The 18,537-nt window shown below is 59.2% G+C and carries 19 protein-coding genes; 11 read left to right on the top strand and 8 right to left on the bottom strand.

Annotated features, from left to right (window positions below; all coding sequences use genetic code 11):
* Together bcsZ and bcsC are read left to right on the top strand one after the other, a co-directional pair.
* On the top strand, window positions 1–1,113 hold the full coding sequence (bcsZ, locus tag AB3G35_RS14830) for a cellulose synthase complex periplasmic endoglucanase BcsZ (protein ID WP_369782747.1): 1,113 nt from the start codon (window positions 1–3) through the stop codon (window positions 1,111–1,113).
* Window positions 1,101–4,631, top strand: coding sequence for a cellulose synthase complex outer membrane protein BcsC (bcsC, locus tag AB3G35_RS14825; RefSeq protein ID WP_369781696.1), 3,531 nt, complete (start codon window positions 1,101–1,103; stop codon window positions 4,629–4,631). The genes bcsZ and bcsC overlap by 13 nt, the downstream gene beginning before the upstream one ends.
* A gap of 103 nt (window positions 4,632–4,734) precedes the next feature.
* Here the strand turns inward: bcsC and gorA are convergent, their stop codons facing one another.
* Window positions 4,735–6,093 (bottom strand): glutathione-disulfide reductase, encoded by a 1,359-nt coding sequence (gorA, locus tag AB3G35_RS14820; protein WP_369781695.1) that lies wholly within the window; start codon window positions 6,091–6,093, stop codon window positions 4,735–4,737.
* A gap of 134 nt (window positions 6,094–6,227) precedes the next feature.
* Window positions 6,228–7,067: a UTP--glucose-1-phosphate uridylyltransferase GalU gene (gene galU, locus AB3G35_RS14815; protein ID WP_016780941.1), complete on the bottom strand. Its 840-nt coding sequence runs from the start codon at window positions 7,065–7,067 to the stop codon at window positions 6,228–6,230.
* Window positions 7,068–7,293: 226 nt separating this feature from the next.
* On the opposite strand from galU, the gene AB3G35_RS14810 reads away from it, so the two are divergent.
* Complete coding sequence (locus AB3G35_RS14810; protein WP_016780940.1) at window positions 7,294–7,476, top strand: hypothetical protein; 183 nt, start codon at window positions 7,294–7,296, stop codon at window positions 7,474–7,476.
* A gap of 31 nt (window positions 7,477–7,507) precedes the next feature.
* On the top strand, window positions 7,508–7,789 hold the full coding sequence (locus AB3G35_RS14805; RefSeq protein ID WP_016780939.1) for a hypothetical protein: 282 nt from the start codon (window positions 7,508–7,510) through the stop codon (window positions 7,787–7,789).
* Between the two features lie 41 nt (window positions 7,790–7,830).
* On the opposite strand, the gene AB3G35_RS14800 is transcribed toward AB3G35_RS14805, so the two are convergent.
* From AB3G35_RS14800 to AB3G35_RS14790, 3 genes are all read right to left on the bottom strand, one after another.
* Window positions 7,831–8,754 carry a c-type cytochrome gene (locus AB3G35_RS14800; RefSeq protein ID WP_369781694.1) on the bottom strand — a complete coding sequence of 308 codons (924 nt, stop codon included), beginning with the start codon at window positions 8,752–8,754 and terminating at the stop codon, window positions 7,831–7,833.
* Window positions 8,751–9,401 (bottom strand): cytochrome c, encoded by a 651-nt coding sequence (locus AB3G35_RS14795; RefSeq protein ID WP_169844289.1) that lies wholly within the window; start codon window positions 9,399–9,401, stop codon window positions 8,751–8,753. Before AB3G35_RS14795 ends, AB3G35_RS14800 begins: the two co-directional genes overlap by 4 nt.
* A 173-nt stretch (window positions 9,402–9,574) precedes the next feature.
* The gene (locus tag AB3G35_RS14790; RefSeq protein WP_016780936.1) at window positions 9,575–9,928 is read right to left on the bottom strand and encodes a hypothetical protein; all 354 of its coding nucleotides are present in this window, start codon (window positions 9,926–9,928) and stop codon (window positions 9,575–9,577) included.
* A 209-nt stretch (window positions 9,929–10,137) separates the two neighbouring features.
* On the opposite strand from AB3G35_RS14790, the gene AB3G35_RS14785 reads away from it, so the two are divergent.
* The 6 genes from AB3G35_RS14785 (at window position 10,138) to modC (ending at window position 13,940) form a co-directional block, all read left to right on the top strand.
* Complete coding sequence (locus tag AB3G35_RS14785; protein ID WP_016780934.1) at window positions 10,138–10,440, top strand: DUF1883 domain-containing protein; 303 nt, start codon at window positions 10,138–10,140, stop codon at window positions 10,438–10,440.
* A 19-nt stretch (window positions 10,441–10,459) separates the two neighbouring features.
* Window positions 10,460–10,627 (top strand): hypothetical protein, encoded by a 168-nt coding sequence (locus AB3G35_RS14780; RefSeq protein ID WP_016780933.1) that lies wholly within the window; start codon window positions 10,460–10,462, stop codon window positions 10,625–10,627.
* A gap of 2 nt (window positions 10,628–10,629) precedes the next feature.
* A complete protein-coding gene (gene alkB / locus AB3G35_RS14775; protein ID WP_134048481.1) occupies window positions 10,630–11,280 on the top strand; it encodes a DNA oxidative demethylase AlkB in 651 nt (216 codons plus the stop codon).
* A gap of 118 nt (window positions 11,281–11,398) precedes the next feature.
* Window positions 11,399–12,166 carry a molybdate ABC transporter substrate-binding protein gene (modA, locus tag AB3G35_RS14770; RefSeq protein WP_016780931.1) on the top strand — a complete coding sequence of 256 codons (768 nt, stop codon included), beginning with the start codon at window positions 11,399–11,401 and terminating at the stop codon, window positions 12,164–12,166.
* Between the two features lie 2 nt (window positions 12,167–12,168).
* Window positions 12,169–12,849 carry a molybdate ABC transporter permease subunit gene (modB, locus tag AB3G35_RS14765; protein WP_095041167.1) on the top strand — a complete coding sequence of 227 codons (681 nt, stop codon included), beginning with the start codon at window positions 12,169–12,171 and terminating at the stop codon, window positions 12,847–12,849.
* Window positions 12,850–12,851: 2 nt separating this feature from the next.
* Window positions 12,852–13,940: a molybdenum ABC transporter ATP-binding protein gene (modC, locus tag AB3G35_RS14760; protein ID WP_369781693.1), complete on the top strand. Its 1,089-nt coding sequence runs from the start codon at window positions 12,852–12,854 to the stop codon at window positions 13,938–13,940.
* On the opposite strand, the gene AB3G35_RS14755 is transcribed toward modC, so the two are convergent.
* Window positions 13,915–15,162 carry a GNVR domain-containing protein gene (locus tag AB3G35_RS14755; RefSeq protein WP_134048477.1) on the bottom strand — a complete coding sequence of 416 codons (1,248 nt, stop codon included), beginning with the start codon at window positions 15,160–15,162 and terminating at the stop codon, window positions 13,915–13,917. The two genes, modC and AB3G35_RS14755, sit on opposite strands and share 26 nt — an antisense overlap.
* Window positions 15,163–15,561: 399 nt before the next feature.
* On the opposite strand from AB3G35_RS14755, the gene AB3G35_RS14750 reads away from it, so the two are divergent.
* Window positions 15,562–16,497, top strand: coding sequence for a LysR family transcriptional regulator (locus AB3G35_RS14750; RefSeq protein ID WP_083369518.1), 936 nt, complete (start codon window positions 15,562–15,564; stop codon window positions 16,495–16,497).
* On the opposite strand, the gene surE is transcribed toward AB3G35_RS14750, so the two are convergent.
* Entirely contained in the window at window positions 16,494–17,270 is a 777-nt protein-coding gene (surE, locus tag AB3G35_RS14745; protein WP_016780926.1) for a 5'/3'-nucleotidase SurE, read from the bottom strand. The genes AB3G35_RS14750 and surE overlap by 4 nt on opposite strands.
* 59 nt (window positions 17,271–17,329) lie before the next feature.
* Window positions 17,330–18,304: a porphobilinogen synthase gene (hemB, locus tag AB3G35_RS14740; RefSeq protein ID WP_016780925.1), complete on the bottom strand. Its 975-nt coding sequence runs from the start codon at window positions 18,302–18,304 to the stop codon at window positions 17,330–17,332.
* Window positions 18,305–18,537 lie beyond the last annotated feature (233 nt).

Genomic DNA, 18,537 nt, shown 5'->3' with positions numbered 1-18,537 from the left:
ATGAAGCGGCTGGCGGTGATCGCCATCACCTCCACCCTGGGGCTTTTGCCCCAGGGTGCGAGTGCACAATCCTGTAACTGGCCCGCCTGGGATAGCTACAAGAAAGCCATGATGAGCAGCGACGGGCGCATTATCGATGGCTCGTCGGGGCAAATGATCACCACCTCGGAAGGTCAAAGTTACGGCTTGTTTTTTGCCTTGCTGGGCAATGACAAAAAAAGCTTTGCCCGCATTCTCGAATGGACCCGCAACAACCTTGCCGGTGGCAGCCTGGAGGCACACCTGCCGGCCTGGCAATGGGGCCTGGCGAAAAACGGCAAGTGGCAGATCCTGGACAGCAACAATGCCAGCGATGCCGACCTGTGGATCGCCTATAGCCTGCTCGAAGCCGGGCGGCTGTGGCAGTGGCCCGAATATGTGGCACTGGGGCAGAACATGCTCTGGCGCAGCGCGGCACAAAGCCTGCGCAAACTGCCCGGGCTGGGCCTGATGCTGTTGCCCGGCGATGTTGGCTTTGACAACACCAAGGGCTGGCGCCTGAACCCCAGTTATTTGCCACCGCAACTGCTGGCCCGCTTTGCCCGGATCTCACCGATCTGGGCCGAACTGGCGAGCAACCAGCAACGCATGTTGATCGAGACCTCACCCAAGGGCTTTGCCCCGGACTGGCTGGTGTGGAAAGCCGCTGGCGGTTGGGCTGCGGACAGCAAGGAAGGTTCGCTGGGCGACTACGATGCCATTCGTGTCTACCTGTGGGTTGGCATGCTGGCCCAAGACGCGGCTAATCGCCAGACCCTGCAACAGCACTTTGCACCGATGGCCAGCCTTACCCAGACCCTGGGGTATGTGCCGGAAAGCGTCAATGCCGTCACCGGCAAATACACCGGCACGGGGCCGGTAGGGTTCTCTGCCGCCATGCTGCCACTGCTGGCCAGCCTGGAGTCTCCCGCCCTGGCCACACAAAAAGCCAGGATTGAGCAACAGCCGCCTGCGGCCGATGCTTATTACAACCAGTCGCTGCTGCTGTTTGGCCAGGGCTGGGATGAACAACGCTATCGCTTTGACAAGGATGGACAGCTTCTACCTTCGTGGATCAAAACATGCCAAAAATAACAACTTGGGCGTTCCTGCTCGGTGGATTGTCCACTGCAGCCATTGCACAACCGACCACGGTGCAGGAACAGCAACAATGGCTACTGGAGCAGGTGCGCATCGGCGAAGCCATGTACCGCGAAGATCTGGTACGTGACTCGCTGGCACGCCTGCAATTGATCTCACCCAACAACCCGCAAGCGCTGGTGGCGTCCATACGCCAGGCCTTGCTGGAGAAAAATCCCGAGCTGGCCAAGCAGCGCCTGGCCCAGCTGCAAAGTGTCGCCCCGGAGTCGGCGGCATTGCGTCAGGCCCAGAGCCTGATGAAGCTGCAGGACCCGCAAAGCCAGAAAGACCTGCAACAGGCGCGCCTGTTTGCCGCTGCCGGCCGCCCTGAAGAAGCCGCCGCGATCTTCGAGCGCCTGTTTGGCAATGCCCCGCCGGATTTCGCCACGGCACTGGAATACCTGCGTATTCGCAGCAATATCCAGGGCCAACGGCCGCAGGTTATCGAGCAATTGCGTACCCTCGACAAGCAGTACCCGGGCAATCCCGGCCTGCGTCAAACCCTGGCCGACCTGCTGTTTCGCGAAGACCGGGCGCCAGAAGCCCTGGTCGTCCTGCAGCAACTGGCCAAAGACCCGGTCGCCAGCAACCAGGCAGCCGAGCGTGAGTTCACCTACCTCAGCACCCTGCCGGTGGACCGCAGCTCGGCGCAGGCCTGGAAGGGCTTTATCGACCGCTACCCGAACTCGCCACTGATCGCCCAGGCCAATCAGAACCTGAAAAAGCAGGAGCAGTTGCTCAATGACCCGGCGTGGACCGCCGGGGCCCAGGGCAAACAGATGATCGATCAGTCGCGCAACCCGGCGGCAGCCGAGGTGCAGTTGCGCCGCGCCCTCAAGCAATACCCCGACGACCCGACCCTCTACGGTGCCCTGGGCATGGCCCAGTTCCGCCAGAGCCGCTATGCCGAAGCCAACGCCAACTTCACCACGGCACGCGCCAAGGAGCAGGACACCTCCAATATCAGCAAGTGGCAAGACCTGATGGACGCTAGCCGCTACCGCATGCTGCTCAGCCAGGGTGACAAGGCCCTGGAGCAGAACAACCTGACGGCGGCGCGCAACGCATTTGCCCAGGCCCGCAAGGCCAAGCCTGGCGATGCCGACCCGCTGATCGGCCTGGCCGGTGTCGCTCGCGCCGAACACGACGATATCCAGGCCGAAGCCCTGCTGTTGCAGGCCCGGCGCCTGGAGCCGAACAATGGCAGTGCCGTGCGTGGCCTGGTGCGCTTGTATAGCGCGCAAGACCCGCAGAAGGCCAAGGCATTTCTCGCCAGCCTGCCCGCCTCCAGCCAGAAGGAATTCGCCGGGCTGCGCCAGAGCATGGAACTGGACGACCTGAACAAGCAAGCCGACGCCGCCACCGAGCGCAAGGACTGGCCGCAAGTAGTGGCCTTGCTTGGCAAGATTCGCAACCTGAGCCCCGACGAGCCCTGGGTGACCTACCGCCTGGCCAACGCCCAGCGCCAGATCAACCAGCCCGCAGCTGCCGACGACAGCTTCAAGCAACTGATGGCCCGCCAGGGGAAAAACCCTGAAGCGGTGTATGCCTACGCCCTTTACCTGTCTTCCAGCGACCGCGATGCCAGCGCCCTTAACGTTATGGCGCAACTGCCCCGGGCGCAATGGACCGACTCCATGCGTGAACTGGACGCGCGCCTGCAGCGCAACGTTCTGGTGGCCCGTGCCGAAAGCCTGCGCGCCGCTGGCCAGGAACCCCAGGCCATTGCCTTGCTGATGCAGGACAACAGCCCTGACGACCAGATGACCATTGCCGGCTGGGCCCAGGAGCGCGGTGACTATGTTCAGGCGCAAAGCCTGTACAGCCAGGTGCTGAAAAAAGACCCGGGCAATACCGAGGCGCAACTGGGGCAGATCGAAACCCTGATTGCCAGCAAGCAGTTGCCTGCAGCGCGCCAGCAGTTGGTGCAGTTCAGCCCTGCCCCCGCCACGCCGTTGACCCCTTCCCAGCAACGGCGCGTGGCCAATGCCTGGGCTGGCGTAGGCGAACCCGACAAAGCTCAGGCCATCTACGCTCAGCTGCTGCAGTCACCCCAGGTTGACCCGCTGATGTACCGCGATGTCGCGCGGCTCAATGCCGCCAAGGACCCGCAACAAGCGCTGGATTACTACGCCAAAAGCATGGCTGCCGCCGGCCTGATCGAGCCCGGGCAGGCCAACCCCCGGGACAACCGTGCCATGACCCTGGCCAGTCGCGAAAAAGACGATGACCAGTGGCTGGCCCGCAGTCTGCGCAGTGACGTGGACGAGCTTTATCAGCGGCAAACCCCGACCCTGCATCTGTATACCGACTATGGCTGGCGCTCGGACAACGCTTCGGCCGGTACGTCGGACACCGACACCCGCACCACCATTCTGCAACTGGACTTGCCGGTGGCCGATGGCACCGGGTTTCTGCGTGCAGAACAGCTGAATATGGATGCGGGCAAGTTCGATGCGGATCCTGACGGGCTGGTGCGCGAGAACTACGGTACCTGTGCAGTAGCGGTCAAACGCAAGGGCACCGATGGCCCGGACTTTTCAGGCTGTGAAGACCGCTCGCAATCGGTCAACGGCACGATGATGGCTGCGGGCTGGAAAAACGAGGTGTGGAATGTCGATATCGGCCGCACCCCGGACAACTTCAAAGTGCCCAACTGGCTCGGTGGCGTAGCCTACAGCAGCAAGATCGGCTCACTGGGCTGGACCCTGACCGGTTCACGGCGCCCTTTGAGCAATTCGATTCTGTCTTATGCCGGTGCCACCGATCTCAATACCGGCGTCACCTGGGGCGGTGTCACCTCCAACGGCGTGACCCTGAGCCTGAGCCACGACGAAGGTGGCGTGGACGGTGTATGGGCCAGTTTCGGTCAGCACTGGTTGCGCGGCAAGAACGTCGAAGACAACCACAAGAGTACGGCCATGGCCGGTTACTACTATCGCTTGGTGGAGCGCGCCGACGAACGTTTGCGCACCGGTCTGACGCTGATGTACTGGGGGTATGACAAGGACTCAAGTGAATACACCTTGGGCCAGGGTGGTTACTACAGCCCGCAAAAGTACTACTCGATTGGTGTACCGCTCAACTACGCCTTCCGCACCGCTAACTGGTCAGTGGCACTGGAAAGCTCGGTCAGTTGGTCGTATGCGAAAACCGATGCCAACGACCTCTACCCGCTGGACGGGCTGAACAGCAAACTGTTGCAACGCCTCGATGATGCTGGCTACCAGTTGTCCGACGGTCTGGGGCAGACCTCCAGCGGCAGCAGCACGGGCATCGGTTATCGCGTACAGGGACTGGTAGAGCGCAGGCTGTCGGATCACCTGGTACTGGGCGGCGGAGTGCTCTATCAACACAGTGATGACTACGCGCCAAGCAGGGCCATGCTGTATCTGCGTTACACTTTCGACGTGTGGCAAGGCAACTTGCCGATGCCGGTGCAGCCTTTGATCCCGTATGCGGATTTCAGGTAATCGTTAACTGTAGGAGCGGGCTCGCCCGCGATTGGATCGACGCGGTTTAACCGATAGACCGCGCCGCCTGCATCGCGATGCAAGCCCGCTCCCACAGTGAAAGTCAGCGTTTGACGGGGGTGCGCATGGTCACAAATTCTTCGGCAGCCGTCGGGTGAACCCCGATGGTTTCGTCGAAATGTTGTTTGGTCGCCCCGGCCTTCAGGGCAATCGCCAGCCCTTGCACGATCTCCCCCGCCTCCGGGCCGACCATATGGCAACCCAGCACCTTGTCGGTGTCGGCATCCACCACCAGTTTCATCAGCGTACGCTCCTGGCACTCGGTGAGTGTCAGTTTCATCGGCCGGAAGCTGCTTTCGAAAATCTGCACCTTGTGCCCCGCTTCAACAGCCTGCTCTTCGCTCAGGCCTACGGTGCCAATGTTGGGCAGGCTGAACACTGCCGTCGGGATCATCCGGTAATCCACCGGGCGATATTGCTCGGGCTTGAACAGGCGACGGGCCACGGCCATACCTTCAGCCAGCGCCACCGGCGTCAGCTGCACACGACCAATCACATCGCCAATGGCCAGGATCGACGGCTCGGCGCTCTGGTACAAATCATCCACTTCGACAAAACCGCGCTTGTCGAGTTTGACCCCGGTGTTTTCCAGGCCCAGGTTATCGAGCATCGGTCGGCGCCCGGTGGCGTAGAACACACAATCGGTGATCAGCTCTCGGCCGTCCTTGAGCGTGGCCTTGAGGCTGCCATCGGCCTGCTTGTCGATCCGCTCGATATCGGCGTTGAATTGTACGTCCATGCCGCGTTTGATCAGCTCTTCATGCAAATGCTTGCGCACCGCACCGTCAAAGCCGCGCAGGAACATCTCGCTGCGATACAGCAAGGATGTTTTCGCACCCAGGCCGTGGAAAATACCGGCGAATTCGACGGCAATATAGCCACCGCCCACCACCAGCACACGCTTGGGCAGTTCCTTGAGGAAAAACGCCTCGTTGGAGCTGATGGCGTGTTCATGGCCCGGGATTTCCGGGATCTGCGGCCAGCCGCCAGTCGCGATCAGGATATGCTTGGCAGTATGGCGCTGACCGTTGATTTCAACTTCATGGGGGCCGGTAATTTTCGCGTGGCCCTCGATCAGGCTGACGCCGCTATTGACCAGCAGGTTGCGATAAATACCGTTGAGACGGTTGATCTCGCGGTCCTTGTTGGCAATCAGGGTCGCCCAGTCGAAATCGGCCTCCCCCAGGCTCCAGCCAAAACCCGAAGCCTGTTCGAAGTCTTCGGCAAAGTGTGCGCCGTACACCAATAGCTTTTTCGGCACGCAACCCACGTTGACGCAGGTACCACCCAAGTAACGGCTTTCGGCTACGGCCACTTTTGCGCCAAAACCTGCGGCAAAACGTGCAGCACGCACGCCACCGGAACCCGCACCAATTACAAATAGATCAAATTCGTAGGCCATTTCACTCTCCTAAGCAGTTCATCAGCATAATCGCTCCAGCGCGATTGACCAGCGCAGGAGGTTGCCGACAGCAAAAAAACGAAAAAGCCACCCGAGGGTGGCTTTGTCTTGAAGCGTTCTACAACGGGCTGCTATCAGTAAGCTTTGCCGGTTTTGTAGAAGTTTTCGAAGCAGAAGTTAGTTGCTTCGATGTAGCCTTCGGCGCCGCCGCAGTCAAAGCGCTTGCCCTTGAACTTGTAGGCAATCACGCAACCGTTTTGCGCCTGTTTCATCAGCGCGTCGGTGATCTGGATTTCGCCGCCTTTGCCCGGTTCGGTCTGCTTGATCAGGTCGAAGATGTCCGGGGTCAGGATGTAACGGCCGATGATGGCCAGGTTGGAAGGTGCATCTTCCGGAGCCGGTTTTTCCACCATGTTGCGTACACGGTAGAGATCGTCGCCAATCAGGTCGCCAGCAATCACGCCGTACTTGTTGGTTTCAGCCGGGTCAACTTCCTGGATCGCGATGATGGTGCAGCGGTACTGGTTGTACAGCTTGACCATTTGCGTCAGCACGCCGTCGCCTTCCAGGTTGACGCACAGGTCGTCTGCCAGAACTACGGCAAAGGGTTCGTCACCGATCAGCGGGCGGCCAGTCAGGATCGCGTGGCCCAGGCCTTTCATTTCGGTCTGGCGAGTGTAGGAGAACGAGCACTCGCTCAGCAGACGGCGAATTCCAACCAGGTACTTCTCTTTGTCAGTACCTTTGATCTGGTTTTCCAGCTCGTAGCTGATGTCAAAGTGGTCTTCCAAGGCGCGCTTGCCGCGGCCCGTTACGATGGAAATTTCAGTCAAGCCAGCGTCCAGTGCTTCTTCAACCCCGTACTGGATCAGTGGCTTGTTCACCACCGGCAGCATTTCTTTTGGCATGGCCTTGGTCGCTGGCAAAAAGCGAGTGCCGTAACCGGCTGCTGGGAACAAGCATTTCTTGATCATATGAGTCCTTTAAAGGGCTGTACGTTCCAAATTTGGCGCAGTCTAATCAGGCAGCATCGACGTTACAATGCTTCTCGATAGCAAACTGATGCCAACCTAGATAAATATTTTGCCCGTTAGTTCCTTGGCGATTGAATTTGATGGGTACTCCATCGTGTTTAGCACTACCCGTGATGCCCTTGCGCTATTATCACGCCATTAATCCAGCCAATCAGGCAGCTTTTCGATGTCAGCAACAATCAGCGTTAACGGTTACGAGATCAAACCCGATGCATCGGGCCAATGGTGCGTATTTTCAGCCAGCGGCGAAAACGTTGCCGGGCCTTTCAGTTCGCAACAGGCCGCAGCAGAAGTTGCCTCGGTGTTTCAGGACCAACCTGAGCCAGCAGCACGCCGCGGTAAAAACTAATTTCAACTCCACTTATGTAATGGTTACCCCGATGAACAAAGTTCTGACACTGCTCGCATTGGTAACCTTGGGTGGCTGCGCGACTGCTTCCAATACTTACCTGGCCGACGGCAAACAAGGGTTGAGCATAGACTGTTCGGGCGAGGCCATGTCCTGGGCCAAGTGCTACGAGAAAGCTGAAGCGTCTTGTGCCGGTACGGGCTACAACATCATTGCCACCGATGGCACGCCTGCGCTTGCAGACAGCGAAAAAACCCTGGGTGCAGATGTAGGCAATTTCAAAAGCCGCACGATCGTGGTGGCCTGCAAGTAAGTGGATACCGCTAAAGCGCTTGGCTTTAGCGGTATAGACGGTTACTCGGTGCCCTGGCCGATCAACACTCCATTAACGGTTTGCCCGTAGACGTTGACGCCGTCATTGGCGTGGAACTTCACCCGGGTTTTTTCCACTGAACCCTCGACCAGTCGCGGGTCCTGTGGCCGTTCGTGGGTGTTGAGGTAGGCCGCCACATCCCACGCCTGCTCATCACTCAAGCTGTTGGCCTTACCCAGTGGCATGTTGTGTTTGATAAACGATGCAGCTGTGTTGATCCGGTGCATGCCGGCGCCCCAGTTGTAGGAATCCTTGCCCCACAGCGGCGGCATTACGTAATCCGCCCCCGCCTTTTGCCCCTGCCCGTTGTCGCCATGACAGATGGCACACTGATCCTTGTACAGCGCCGCACCACGGGTCAGGTTGTAGCCACCTTTGGGCGCGGGCACATCGGGATAGCCCCGTCCCGGCAACTCAACCCCTGTAGGCGCCTTGGTCGACAACCAATAGGCATAGGTTGAGAGCGCCGTAATCTCACGGCTATCGGCAGCCGGTGGGGTGCCGCCATTCATGCTGAACTGAAAGCAGCCCTGCAGACGTTCGGCAAAGGTATTGACCTTGTCGTTTTTCTTGCGGTATGCCGGGTACATGGGGTACGCCCCCCACAGCGGGGCCGAGTTGGCCAGCCGACCCTGATCCAGATGGCAATTGGTGCAGTTAAGGCCATTGCCGACAAACTGTGGCGCCTGGCGCTTGGTGTCGACAAACAGGGCGTAGCCATCCAGCACCATTTTGCCGTAGGCGTTGTCAGGCAAATCACTTTGTTGCGGTGGCTGAAAGTAGGTGATGTGCTCGGCAGGCGCAGGCACTTTTATCTGCGATTGGTCTTCCATCGCGATGGTCGCCGCATGAACTGCGCCACTGAGGAGCACGGACGCCGCGCAGGTAAGTATCAGACGCTTCATGGCTTGGCCTCCGTGTGCCCCACAGTGCTGAAATAGTCAGCAACCGCCTTGACTTCATCCTCGGTCATGGCCTTGGCGATATGCCCCATCAGGTCATTGGGATCGTTGTGCCGGGTGCCGTCGCGCCACGCATTGAGCTGCGCCGTCAGGTACAGGGCCGGTTGATTGGCCAGTGGCGGGAAGGCGCTCCCCACGCCCACCCCGCCCGGGCCATGACAGCTGACGCACTCGGGGATCTGGCGATCCCAGGCGCCGCGCAGGGCCAGCTTTTCACCCAGGCCTGCGGGCAGGCTGCTGCGGTTGATGGCTGGCACTGCTGGGGCCGGCATGGCGGCAATGGTGGCCGTGACCGAGGCTATTTCCTGATCGGAAAGCGCCTTGGCCAGCGGTTGCATCACCGGGCTGACCCGCTTGCCACTTTGAAAGTCGTGCAGCTGCTTGCTCAGGTAATCGGCAGAAATACCGGCTAATCGCGGAAACCCGGCGGGTGCCAGCCCCATGCCATCTGCCCCGTGGCACGCCACGCAGGCCGTGGCGCCAGGCTGCGCCCCGCCTTGCAGGTAGATGTTGGGGGAAGGCTGCGCTTGGGCGTTGCTCACGGCGAGCAGCACAAAGCTGCTCAATAGCGTTCGCTTGAGTGGAATCATGACCAGCTCCATTATTGTTATATGCTTAGGCCTATAAAATATAAGCCTATAGATCCTAGGAGAATTCCCACTCGGTCACAACACTACTTTGGATCCGATACCGATATCGGGGCGAAAAAAAACCTGACGTTGCGCAGGGCAATCGTCAGGTCGGGGGGTGACCGAGATAAGCGTCAGTCACCGGAAATGCAGTGTGTGGCGGCTTTGCGAATATCGCCCGGGCGCACCGGTACATTGGACATGCTTTCGTAGACCTTGATGCTGCTGCCGCCGGAACGTTCTTCAATATCAATGACCGCCGTTGGATTGGAGGTCAGCTTTTGCGGCACGATAATCCGAAAACCGTCTTTATGCGGTTCAATCTGCGGCGCCCTGCGTGTGCTGGACAGTTGTTGCACCACGCATTGTGCATAGGCATCGGGTTTCTTGCCCGAAATCACACTCATGGTCGGCAGCGTCTGCTCAATATCCGTCACTGATGCACAGCCACCCAAGGCCAGCAACGCCGCCAATAAGCCCCACTTCATAGACATTCTCCGTTAAAGACACTACGACAATGGATATCCGAAATTTCTCCCGGGCCATCGTGAATAAATACTCAATAGTGGCGGATTATCCACGTTTTACGTCAAACTCACCCGCATCACGGCATAATACCCGGCTTTAGCCCCCTGACAGGGCTAAAGCACATGCTATCGTGCTGATTATTCAGCAGATTCACGTTTTTGGAGACACCATGAAATTTATTCACCAGCGCGAGCACCTCAACGAAGACGACATTGTCGTCATCGAGTGCTCCCAGCCTTGCAACATCCGCCTGATGAGCGATGCGCACTTTCGCAGCTTTAAAAATGGTGGCCGCCACTCCTATCATGGCGGTGCCTTCAAGGACTTCCCGGCCCGTATCACTGCGCCGAGCACCGGTTTCTGGAACATCACCATTGATACCGTGACCACCCGGGCCATCAGCGTCACCCGCAAGCCCAGCTTCAAGCCGACGATCAAGATCGTGCGCCGCTCCAGCTCCAAACTTCGCTAAACCTCAGGCAGGAATTACCGTGCAAACCACCAAGTACGTCATCAAGTACAAGCTCAACGGCGAGCGTCGCTTCGAGTTTGCCCAGTTGCAGTCGGGCTCGGAAGAAGAAGCCCGCGCCGCCCTGGAGAAGATTCACGGCGATGCCGATGATGTGATCACTGAGATCAAGGCCAGCAAGGCGCTGTAACAGTGGACCTGTTCACCGAGCAGGACCTGCAGCAGCCCGCTCGCGTCGAGCGCATCAGCGCCCAGGGGTTTGTGTTGCGCGGGTTTGCCTTGCCCCGGGTCGACGAACTGCTGGCAGCCCTGAGGGGTGTTCTACAGCAATCCCCCTTGCGCCAGATGCAGACCCCGGGCGGCCTTGCCATGTCTGCCCGCTTGAGCAGCTGTGGCACCCTGGGCTGGACCACAGACCGCGACGGTTACCGCTACACCCCCCTCGACCCCCTTAGTACCCGGCCCTGGCCGGCCATGCCCGAGGTCTTCCTGAGCCTGGCAGACGCCGCGGCGAGCGTGGCTGGCTTCAGTGACTTTGTGCCCGATGCCTGCCTGATCAATGCCTATGCCCCGGGCGCCAAAATGTCCCTGCACCAGGACAAGAATGAGCGTTCTTATACCGCTCCCATTGTTTCCGTTTCCCTGGGCCTGCCCGCGATCTTTCAATTTGGCGGCTTCGCGCGCAGCGATCCGACCCAACGTATTTCCTTGTTTCATGGTGATGTGATGGTCTGGGGCGGTGTTGACCGCTTGCGTTTTCACGGCGTAATGCCGATCAAGCCAGGGCGGCACGGGTTGCTGGGCGAGCAGCGAATCAATATCACCTTGCGCCAGGCTGGCTGAGACAACGTTGATCGCTGCCCCCTCCTCAACGGCCACAGGTTTACAAAGCGCTGTAAATATTTATATATAGCGGCTATCTTCCCTGCGCCCGACACACCAATAAAAACGGAGTTTTGCGATGAATTCATGTGCCCGCACCTTTATTCCCACCGCGCTTGCCGCCCTGATCGGTTGTTTCGCGTTCGCTTCGGCCCAGGCCGATGAGGTGCAGGTGGCAGTGGCCGCCAACTTCACCGCCCCCATTCAGGCCATTGCCCGTGATTTTCAACAGGACACCGGGCACAAGCTGATTGCCGCCTACGGGGCTACTGGCCAGTTCTATACCCAAATCAAGAACGGTGCGCCCTTTGAAGTGTTCCTGGCGGCGGATGACAGCACCCCAGAAAAGCTTGAGAAAGAAGGCGATATTGTCCCTGGTTCACGTTTCACCTACGCCATTGGCACCCTGGCACTGTGGTCCGCCAAAGACGGCTATATTGACGGCACTGACAAGGTGTTGCTGGCCAATCAGTTCAAGCACCTGTCCATTGCCAACCCCAAGGCAGCGCCCTACGGGCTGGCGGCCACCCAGGTGCTGGCCAAACTGGGCCTGACCGACAAGGTCAAAGCCAAGATCGTGGAGGGCCAGAATATTACCCAGGCGTACCAGTTTGTTTCCACCGGCAATGCCGAACTGGGTTTTGTGGCCTTGTCGCAGATCTACAAGGACGGCAAAGTCAGCGAGGGTTCGGCCTGGATTGTCCCTGAGGCCATGCACGACCCAATCCGCCAGGATGCAGTGATCCTGAAAAAAGGCGAGCACAACCCTGCTGCCCAGGCCCTGGCCGAGTACCTCAAAGGGCCAAAAGCCACTGCCATTATCAAGTCCTACGGTTATCACCTGTAACCATGCCGCTCACCAGTGCTGACTTCGCTGCCATCTGGCTGACCCTGCAACTGGCGTCACTGACAACAGTGATTCTGCTGATTGTCGGCACTCCCATTGCCCTGTGGCTGGCCCATACGCGTTCGCGGTTGCGTGGGCCGGTCGGGGCGATCGTCGCCCTGCCCCTGGTGCTGCCGCCCACCGTTATCGGTTTTTATTTGCTGCTGGCGATGGGCCCGCACGGTTATATCGGCCAGTTCACCCAGTCTCTGGGCCTGGGCACACTGACCTTCAGTTTTGCCGGGCTGGTGATCGGTTCGGTGATCTATTCCATGCCCTTTGTCGTCCAGCCTTTGCAGAACGCATTTACCGCCATCGGCCCCAGGCCGCTGGAAGTCGCTGCCACCCTGCGGGCAACCCCCTGGGACAGTTTTTTCAGCGTGATTCTGCCCCTGGCCCGGCCCGGGTTTATCACGGCCGCGATTCTCGGCTTTGCCCATACGGTGGGTGAATTTGGGGTGGTGCTGATGATTGGCGGCAATATCCCGGAAAAAACCCGCGTGGTCTCGGTGCAGATCTACGACCACGTCGAGGCGCTGGAGTATGCCCAGGCACACTGGTTGGCGGGGGCAATGGTGGTGTTTTCCTTTCTGGTGTTGCTGGCGTTGTATTCCAGTCGCAAATCGCAAACCAGCTGGAGCTGAAGATGACGTCGCAGATCAACCTTCGCTTGCAGCATCACTATCCAGGTTTTGCCCTGGACCTCGACCTGCAACTGCCAGGCAAAGGGGTGACCGCGCTCTACGGTCATTCGGGCTCGGGCAAGACCACCTGCCTGCGCTGTATCGCCGGGCTCGAACGGGCCAGCCAGGCCTATGTCCAGATCAATGACGAAGTTTGGCAAGACAGCCAGCGTAAGCACTTTGTACCGGTACACCAGCGGGCGCTGGGCTTTATATTCCAGGAAGCAAGCCTGTTCCCGCACCTGTCGGTGCGGACCAACCTGGAGTTCGGCCTCAAGCGCATCGCCCGCCAGGAGCGGCGGGTGGACCTGGCCCATGCCAGCGAGCTGCTGGGCATCACCCACCTGCTGCAACGGGCGCCGCACAACTTGTCCGGCGGTGAACGCCAGCGGGTCGGTATCGCCCGGGCCTTGCTCACCAGCCCCAGGCTGCTGTTGATGGATGAGCCCCTGGCTGCGCTCGACAGCCAGCGCAAGAGCGAGATCTTGCCGTATCTCGAGCGCCTGCACGCCGAGCTGGATATACCGGTGCTCTACGTCAGTCATTCCCAGGACGAGGTGGCGCGGCTGGCGGACCATATAGTGCTGCTGAGTGAAGGCAAAGTAATAGCAAGCGGCCCGATTGGCGAGACCCTGGCCAGGCTAGACCTGCCCCTGGCGCGAGGGGATGACGCCGGGGTGGTGATTGAGGGGCAAGTGGGTGCTTATAACCTCAATTATCAGCTGTTGACCCTGCAGTTGCCTGGCAGCGCCCAGCATCTGAGGGTGACCCATGCCTCAATGGCCATTGGCCGGCCGCTACGCGTCAAGGTACAGGCCCGGGATATCAGCCTGAGCCTGACCCCGGCCGAGCACAGCAGCATCCTCAATAGCTTGCGGGTAGCGGTGGTCAGCGAAACTGTCGCCGACAATCAGGCCCATGTGCTGATACGCCTGGATGCCGACGGCACTCCCCTGCTGGCCCGGATAACCCGCTATTCCCGGGACCAACTGGGCCTGCACCCCGGGCAATGGCTATGGGCACAGATCAAGTCGGTGGCAGTGCTGGCTTGACCCCTTGCTGGCGGCGCTGGATCAGGAAGCGCACGGTCGCAATCGTCAGCCCCAGCAACAGGCCCAGCACCACGCCCAGCCCGACAATCAGTGCCTTTTTCGGCTTGACCGGTTCCGTCGGGGCCTGGGCCTTGCGGTCAATGCTGACCAGGCCAAGATGGCTCATGTCCGTATTGAGCCGGCCAAGGCGTACCACTTCGGCACGCAATGGCTCGATATCCTTGAGGAACACATCTTCGTTCGAGCGCTTACCGAGCATTTCGACCTGGCGATTAACCTCAAGCAACTGCATCTTTTTATGAATCTGCGAAATGCGGTTGTCGGTAAAGTCATCGGTCGTACGCTTGAGCAGGGCTGCGCGCTCGGCTTCCAGGGCCTGGGAGCCCATAAAATACAAGGGCGTGCTTTGCGACGTGATTTCGGTGCGCACCACTCTCGATGAGGCGCCCTGTGCCGCATCGGCCATAGCTGCCGGCGTGGTCGGGCGGGTAATGCCCAGTGACTTGGCAATCGAAATGGCCTCGTTGAGCTGTTGGATTCGCGATTCGCGCTCCATTTTAAGCTGCAGGCGCAACGCCTTCAGCTCATCTTCCAGACGGGCTTTTTGCAGCGTGTCAGCTTCGACCAAAGTTGCGATTTTTCCTTCTTTTTCAGAGTGATAGCTTGATCGCGCAGCATTTATCTGGGTATCCAGTTCCCTGAGCCGGTTACTGATAATAACCTTGAGGTCGGCACTAATTTGCTCACGTTGGTTATTGATCGCGTAGTCAACAAAACCATTGAGAATCGCCACCCCATCAAGCGTGGAAGGGTAAGTAAGTTCCAGCCTTATATAAGGATTGGTTGAATCACCCTTGTTCGCAGCAGGCTGTACCAGGGTAATGGCATCCCGGTTAAACATTTCGAAGCTTTGCTCCAGTGATCTGCCGGGTTGTTCCAGGGGTTTGAATAACTCCGGGTGATCGCGAAAAAAATTCAAGCGGTTTTCATAGGAATCAAGTGCCAGCCCTACTTTACCTAAAGCCTCTGCCGCAGGCAGGGTGTAGACCTCGGAACGATTCAGGGCATCCAGTTCGTTGATGGCTGCAGGGCGCAGCAGGCTGCTGGTTTGATAGATTTTTTGCGCAAAGGAAACATAGCCAATTGCCACTAATCCGGTTATTACCGCAGTGGCTGCAATCAGTTTTTTTTGTCGCCAAAAAGAATGGATCAATTCAAACAAATCGATCTCAGCGTCAACTTTTCGTCCTTTTGGGTACTGATGAATAGTCAAATGAATGCACCTTGTAAATAAAGCTTAGTCAAGCTGGCTGCTGAGGGCGTATCGACCACATGATGACGCAATGTGTTTGACAGGCTATTCCTAGGAAAATTCGCTTCTATATAAATCAAGCACATAGAACAACAAAAGCAAGTAATTAGAAAATGATATCCAACTACTTTATTTAAAATAGGATATCTCCTGCGCTCTAATGAGAATTACCTCACAAAAAACAGGGTAAAGTCACAACGTATTTGCGCCGCTTTCCTGGAAAGCACACGTCACCACGGCACAGTGGCCCGGACTGTGTAATTATTGCCGCCACAAGAAAGCACGCTTACGTGTGGGGTAATAATCAGGATGGATATTTTTCAGGCGATGCGGGTGTTTGTCCGCGTAGTCGAAACCGGCAGCTTCACCGCGGCGGCGCAGGCGCTGGGTTATTCAACGGCGCAAACCTCGCGGCTGCTGTCCGAGCTGGAGTCTTCGCTGCAAGCCCGGCTGTTGCAACGCAGCACACGGCGCCTGGCCCTGACCGAGGTGGGTGCGCGTTATCTGGAACGCTGCCGGATGATTCTGGGCGAGATCGAGGATGCCAATGCCGAAGCGGCGGGTGCGCACCTGATCCCCCGTGGCCATTTGCGTGTGCAGTCCACCACCGGGTTGGGCATCCAGCTGCTGGCACCGTTGGTGGCCCGCTACACCGAGCTGTATCCGCAGGTACATGTCGACCTCACTCTGTCACAACGCCAGCCCGATCTGCTTGAAGAGGGGCATGACCTGGTGATTACCCTGTCGGCCCATCTGCCGGATTCGGAGCTGATCGGCCAGCCGCTGGGCAGCATCTTCAGTGTCATCAGTGCAGCCCCCTCCTACCTCAAGGGCCGGGACATCCCGACGGTACCTGACGATCTGCACCAGCACCGCTGCCTGCACCTGGTCGACCCGTTGTTTACCGACAGCTGGACCTTTCGCGATGATCAGGGCGAACAAGTGATCCGCCCCGGCAACGTGTTCCAGGTCAACGTGGCGGAAGCGATGGCCAAAGCGGCCGAGGCCGGGCTCGGGGTGTGCCTGTTGCCCGATTATGTGGCGGTAGGCTCTTATCAGCGCGGCTCGCTGGTGCGTCTGCTGCCGCATTACCGCCTGCACGAAAAAAGCATCTACGCGCTCTACCCTTCACGGCGGTTTCTGGATGCCAAGGTCAAGACCTGGGTGGAGTTCCTCAAGCAGGAAATCCCCAAGGTGCTTGAAGGGCACCAGGCCATCGTCGATGACCCGGCCCATTGGGCTTAACTGGCTTGCAGCGCGCTGCGCAGTTGCTCGCGCAGGGGCATGGCGGTGCGATCGAACTCCAGTGGTGTGACCGAGATCCCGCCCTGGGTTACCACCTGGGTTTCGGTGTCGATGGCTTCGGCGTGCTGATGGCGGGTGATGCTGAGCCAGTAGTACTTGGCCTCGCGAAAGTCGGTGCGCTCGATGGCTTCCACACCGTCCATGCGCCCGGCCCCCTGGCGGGTGATCTGGATCGGCCCGGCGTCATCGGCAGGTACGTCGGGAAAGTTGATATTCAGGCAGGCCCTTTGTTCCCAGCCCTTGCCGAGCAACTGCCGGATCACGCCGGGGGCCAGGGTGCGGGCGGTATCCCAGCGCACGGCACTGCGACGGGTAAAGTACTGGCTCAAGGCGATGGACGGCACGCCCATCAACAAACCGGTCATGGCCGCGCCTACGGTACCGGAAAACAAGGTTTCAACCCCCAGGTTGGCGCCCTTGTTTATACCTGACAGCAGCAGTTGCGGCGGTTTGTCCAGCAGCTGCTGCAAGGCCATCGCTACACAGTCGGCCGGCGTTCCGGAGACCGAGAAGCGCCTCTCGCCGCGCTGGGTGACGCGCAACGGGTGGTGAATGCTGATGGCTGTAGAGATGCCGCTTTGGTCATGGTCCGGTGCCACTACCCAGACTTCGTCCGCCAGCTCGTGGGCCACTGCCTCAAGTGCGGCCAGACCCGGGGCGTCAATCCCGTCGTCGTTGGTAATCAGGATGCGTTCGAGTCGGGCGTGGGGCATGGAGTTCTCCTTTGGAAGAGGGGCGGCAAGCCAGCACGAGATTGCTTGCCGCCTGCAGCTTAGATGCCCTGCAGCGCCAGATCCATCGCAAAGTAGGTGAGGATCATGTCGGCACCTGCACGCTTGATCGAACCCAGGCTCTCGCGTACCACACGAGCTTCGTCGATGGCGCCGGCCTGGGCGCCGAACTTGATCATTGCGTACTCACCGCTGACCTGGTAAGCCGCCAATGGCAGGTGCGAGGCCTGGCGAATGTCGCGGATGATGTCCAGGTAAGCACCGGCGGGCTTGACCATCAGCACATCTGCGCCTTCCTGCTCGTCCAGCAGCGACTCGCGTATGGCCTCGCGGCGGTTCATCGGGTTCATCTGGTAGGACTTGCGGTCGCCCTTGAGCGCACTGCCGCCCGCTTCACGGAACGGGCCATAGAGAGCCGAGGCGAATTTGGTCGAGTACGCCATGATCGACGTGTCGCTAAAGCCGGCACCGTCCAGGGCGCTGCGAATGGCCTGCACCTGGCCGTCCATTGCTGCCGAAGGCGAGATAAAGTCGGCACCTGCCGCCGCGGCGGCGACCGCCTGCTTGCCCAGATTGATCAGGGTCGCGTCGTTGTCGACACCGTGGTCATGCATCACGCCGCAATGGCCGTGAGAGGTGTACTCGCAGAAGCAGGTATCGCTCATCACCACCATGTCAGGCGCGGCATCCTTGCTGATGCGCACCATACGCGACACCAGGCCGTCTTCGCGCATGGCATCGCTGCCAGTGGCGTCCAGATGATGGGACACGCCGAACAGCATCACCGACTTGAGCCCCGCCCGCGCATAACGCTCGATCTCACCCGCCAGTTTCGACTCAGGTATACGCATCACCCCCGGCATACTGGTGATAGGCACGAAGTCGTCGATTTCTTCTTCGACGAAAATCGGCAGCACCAGGTCGTTGAGGCTGAATTCGGTTTCCTGGAACATGTCGCGAAGGGTCTGGGAACGGCGCAGGCGGCGCGGGCGTACAGCGGGGAACTGGTTAGGCATCATGGTTCCTGATGGGCAGATTCAAAAAACAGACGAGCCTTGGCTCTATGGCGCAACAAATACAGGATTGATCCTGCAATTGCAAAAGATCCGGCCTATCTGCGGCCGCTTGTCACGCCGGGTTTGCGCAGTATGGCCCCGCTTGCCCTGCCCCCGCCTGACACACATCAAAGCCGTGCACTCATACCAACGTTTACGTTAACGTAAGGCATCCTTCATTCCACGGACGATCA

It is taken from the genome of Pseudomonas sp. WC2401, from assembly GCF_041200115.1.
GTDB classification, from domain to species: Bacteria; Pseudomonadota; Gammaproteobacteria; order Pseudomonadales; family Pseudomonadaceae; genus Aquipseudomonas; species Aquipseudomonas fragi.
This window is presented reverse-complemented; position numbering and strand designations above follow the sequence as displayed.

Bases quoted from the DNA above. Each gene is read 5' to 3' on its own strand.
- AB3G35_RS14795 (WP_169844289.1), bottom strand. From the start codon at position 9,401: ATGATTCCACTCAAGCGAACGCTATTGAGCAGCTTTGTGCTGCTCGCC.
- AB3G35_RS14785 (WP_016780934.1), top strand. From the start codon at position 10,138: ATGAAATTTATTCACCAGCGCGAGCACCTCAACGAAGACGACATTGTC.
- modA (WP_016780931.1), top strand. From the start codon at position 11,399: ATGAATTCATGTGCCCGCACCTTTATTCCCACCGCGCTTGCCGCCCTG.
- AB3G35_RS14800 (WP_369781694.1), bottom strand. From the start codon at position 8,754: ATGAAGCGTCTGATACTTACCTGCGCGGCGTCCGTGCTCCTCAGTGGC.
- modB (WP_095041167.1), top strand. From the start codon at position 12,169: ATGCCGCTCACCAGTGCTGACTTCGCTGCCATCTGGCTGACCCTGCAA.
- gorA (WP_369781695.1), bottom strand. From the start codon at position 6,093: ATGGCCTACGAATTTGATCTATTTGTAATTGGTGCGGGTTCCGGTGGC.
- galU (WP_016780941.1), bottom strand. From the start codon at position 7,067: ATGATCAAGAAATGCTTGTTCCCAGCAGCCGGTTACGGCACTCGCTTT.
- hemB (WP_016780925.1), bottom strand. From the start codon at position 18,304: ATGCCTAACCAGTTCCCCGCTGTACGCCCGCGCCGCCTGCGCCGTTCC.
- AB3G35_RS14810 (WP_016780940.1), top strand. From the start codon at position 7,294: ATGTCAGCAACAATCAGCGTTAACGGTTACGAGATCAAACCCGATGCA.
- AB3G35_RS14805 (WP_016780939.1), top strand. From the start codon at position 7,508: ATGAACAAAGTTCTGACACTGCTCGCATTGGTAACCTTGGGTGGCTGC.
- bcsC (WP_369781696.1), top strand. From the start codon at position 1,101: ATGCCAAAAATAACAACTTGGGCGTTCCTGCTCGGTGGATTGTCCACT.
- modC (WP_369781693.1), top strand. From the start codon at position 12,852: ATGACGTCGCAGATCAACCTTCGCTTGCAGCATCACTATCCAGGTTTT.
- AB3G35_RS14750 (WP_083369518.1), top strand. From the start codon at position 15,562: ATGGATATTTTTCAGGCGATGCGGGTGTTTGTCCGCGTAGTCGAAACC.
- bcsZ (WP_369782747.1), top strand. From the start codon at position 1: ATGAAGCGGCTGGCGGTGATCGCCATCACCTCCACCCTGGGGCTTTTG.
- surE (WP_016780926.1), bottom strand. From the start codon at position 17,270: ATGCCCCACGCCCGACTCGAACGCATCCTGATTACCAACGACGACGGG.
- AB3G35_RS14790 (WP_016780936.1), bottom strand. From the start codon at position 9,928: ATGAAGTGGGGCTTATTGGCGGCGTTGCTGGCCTTGGGTGGCTGTGCA.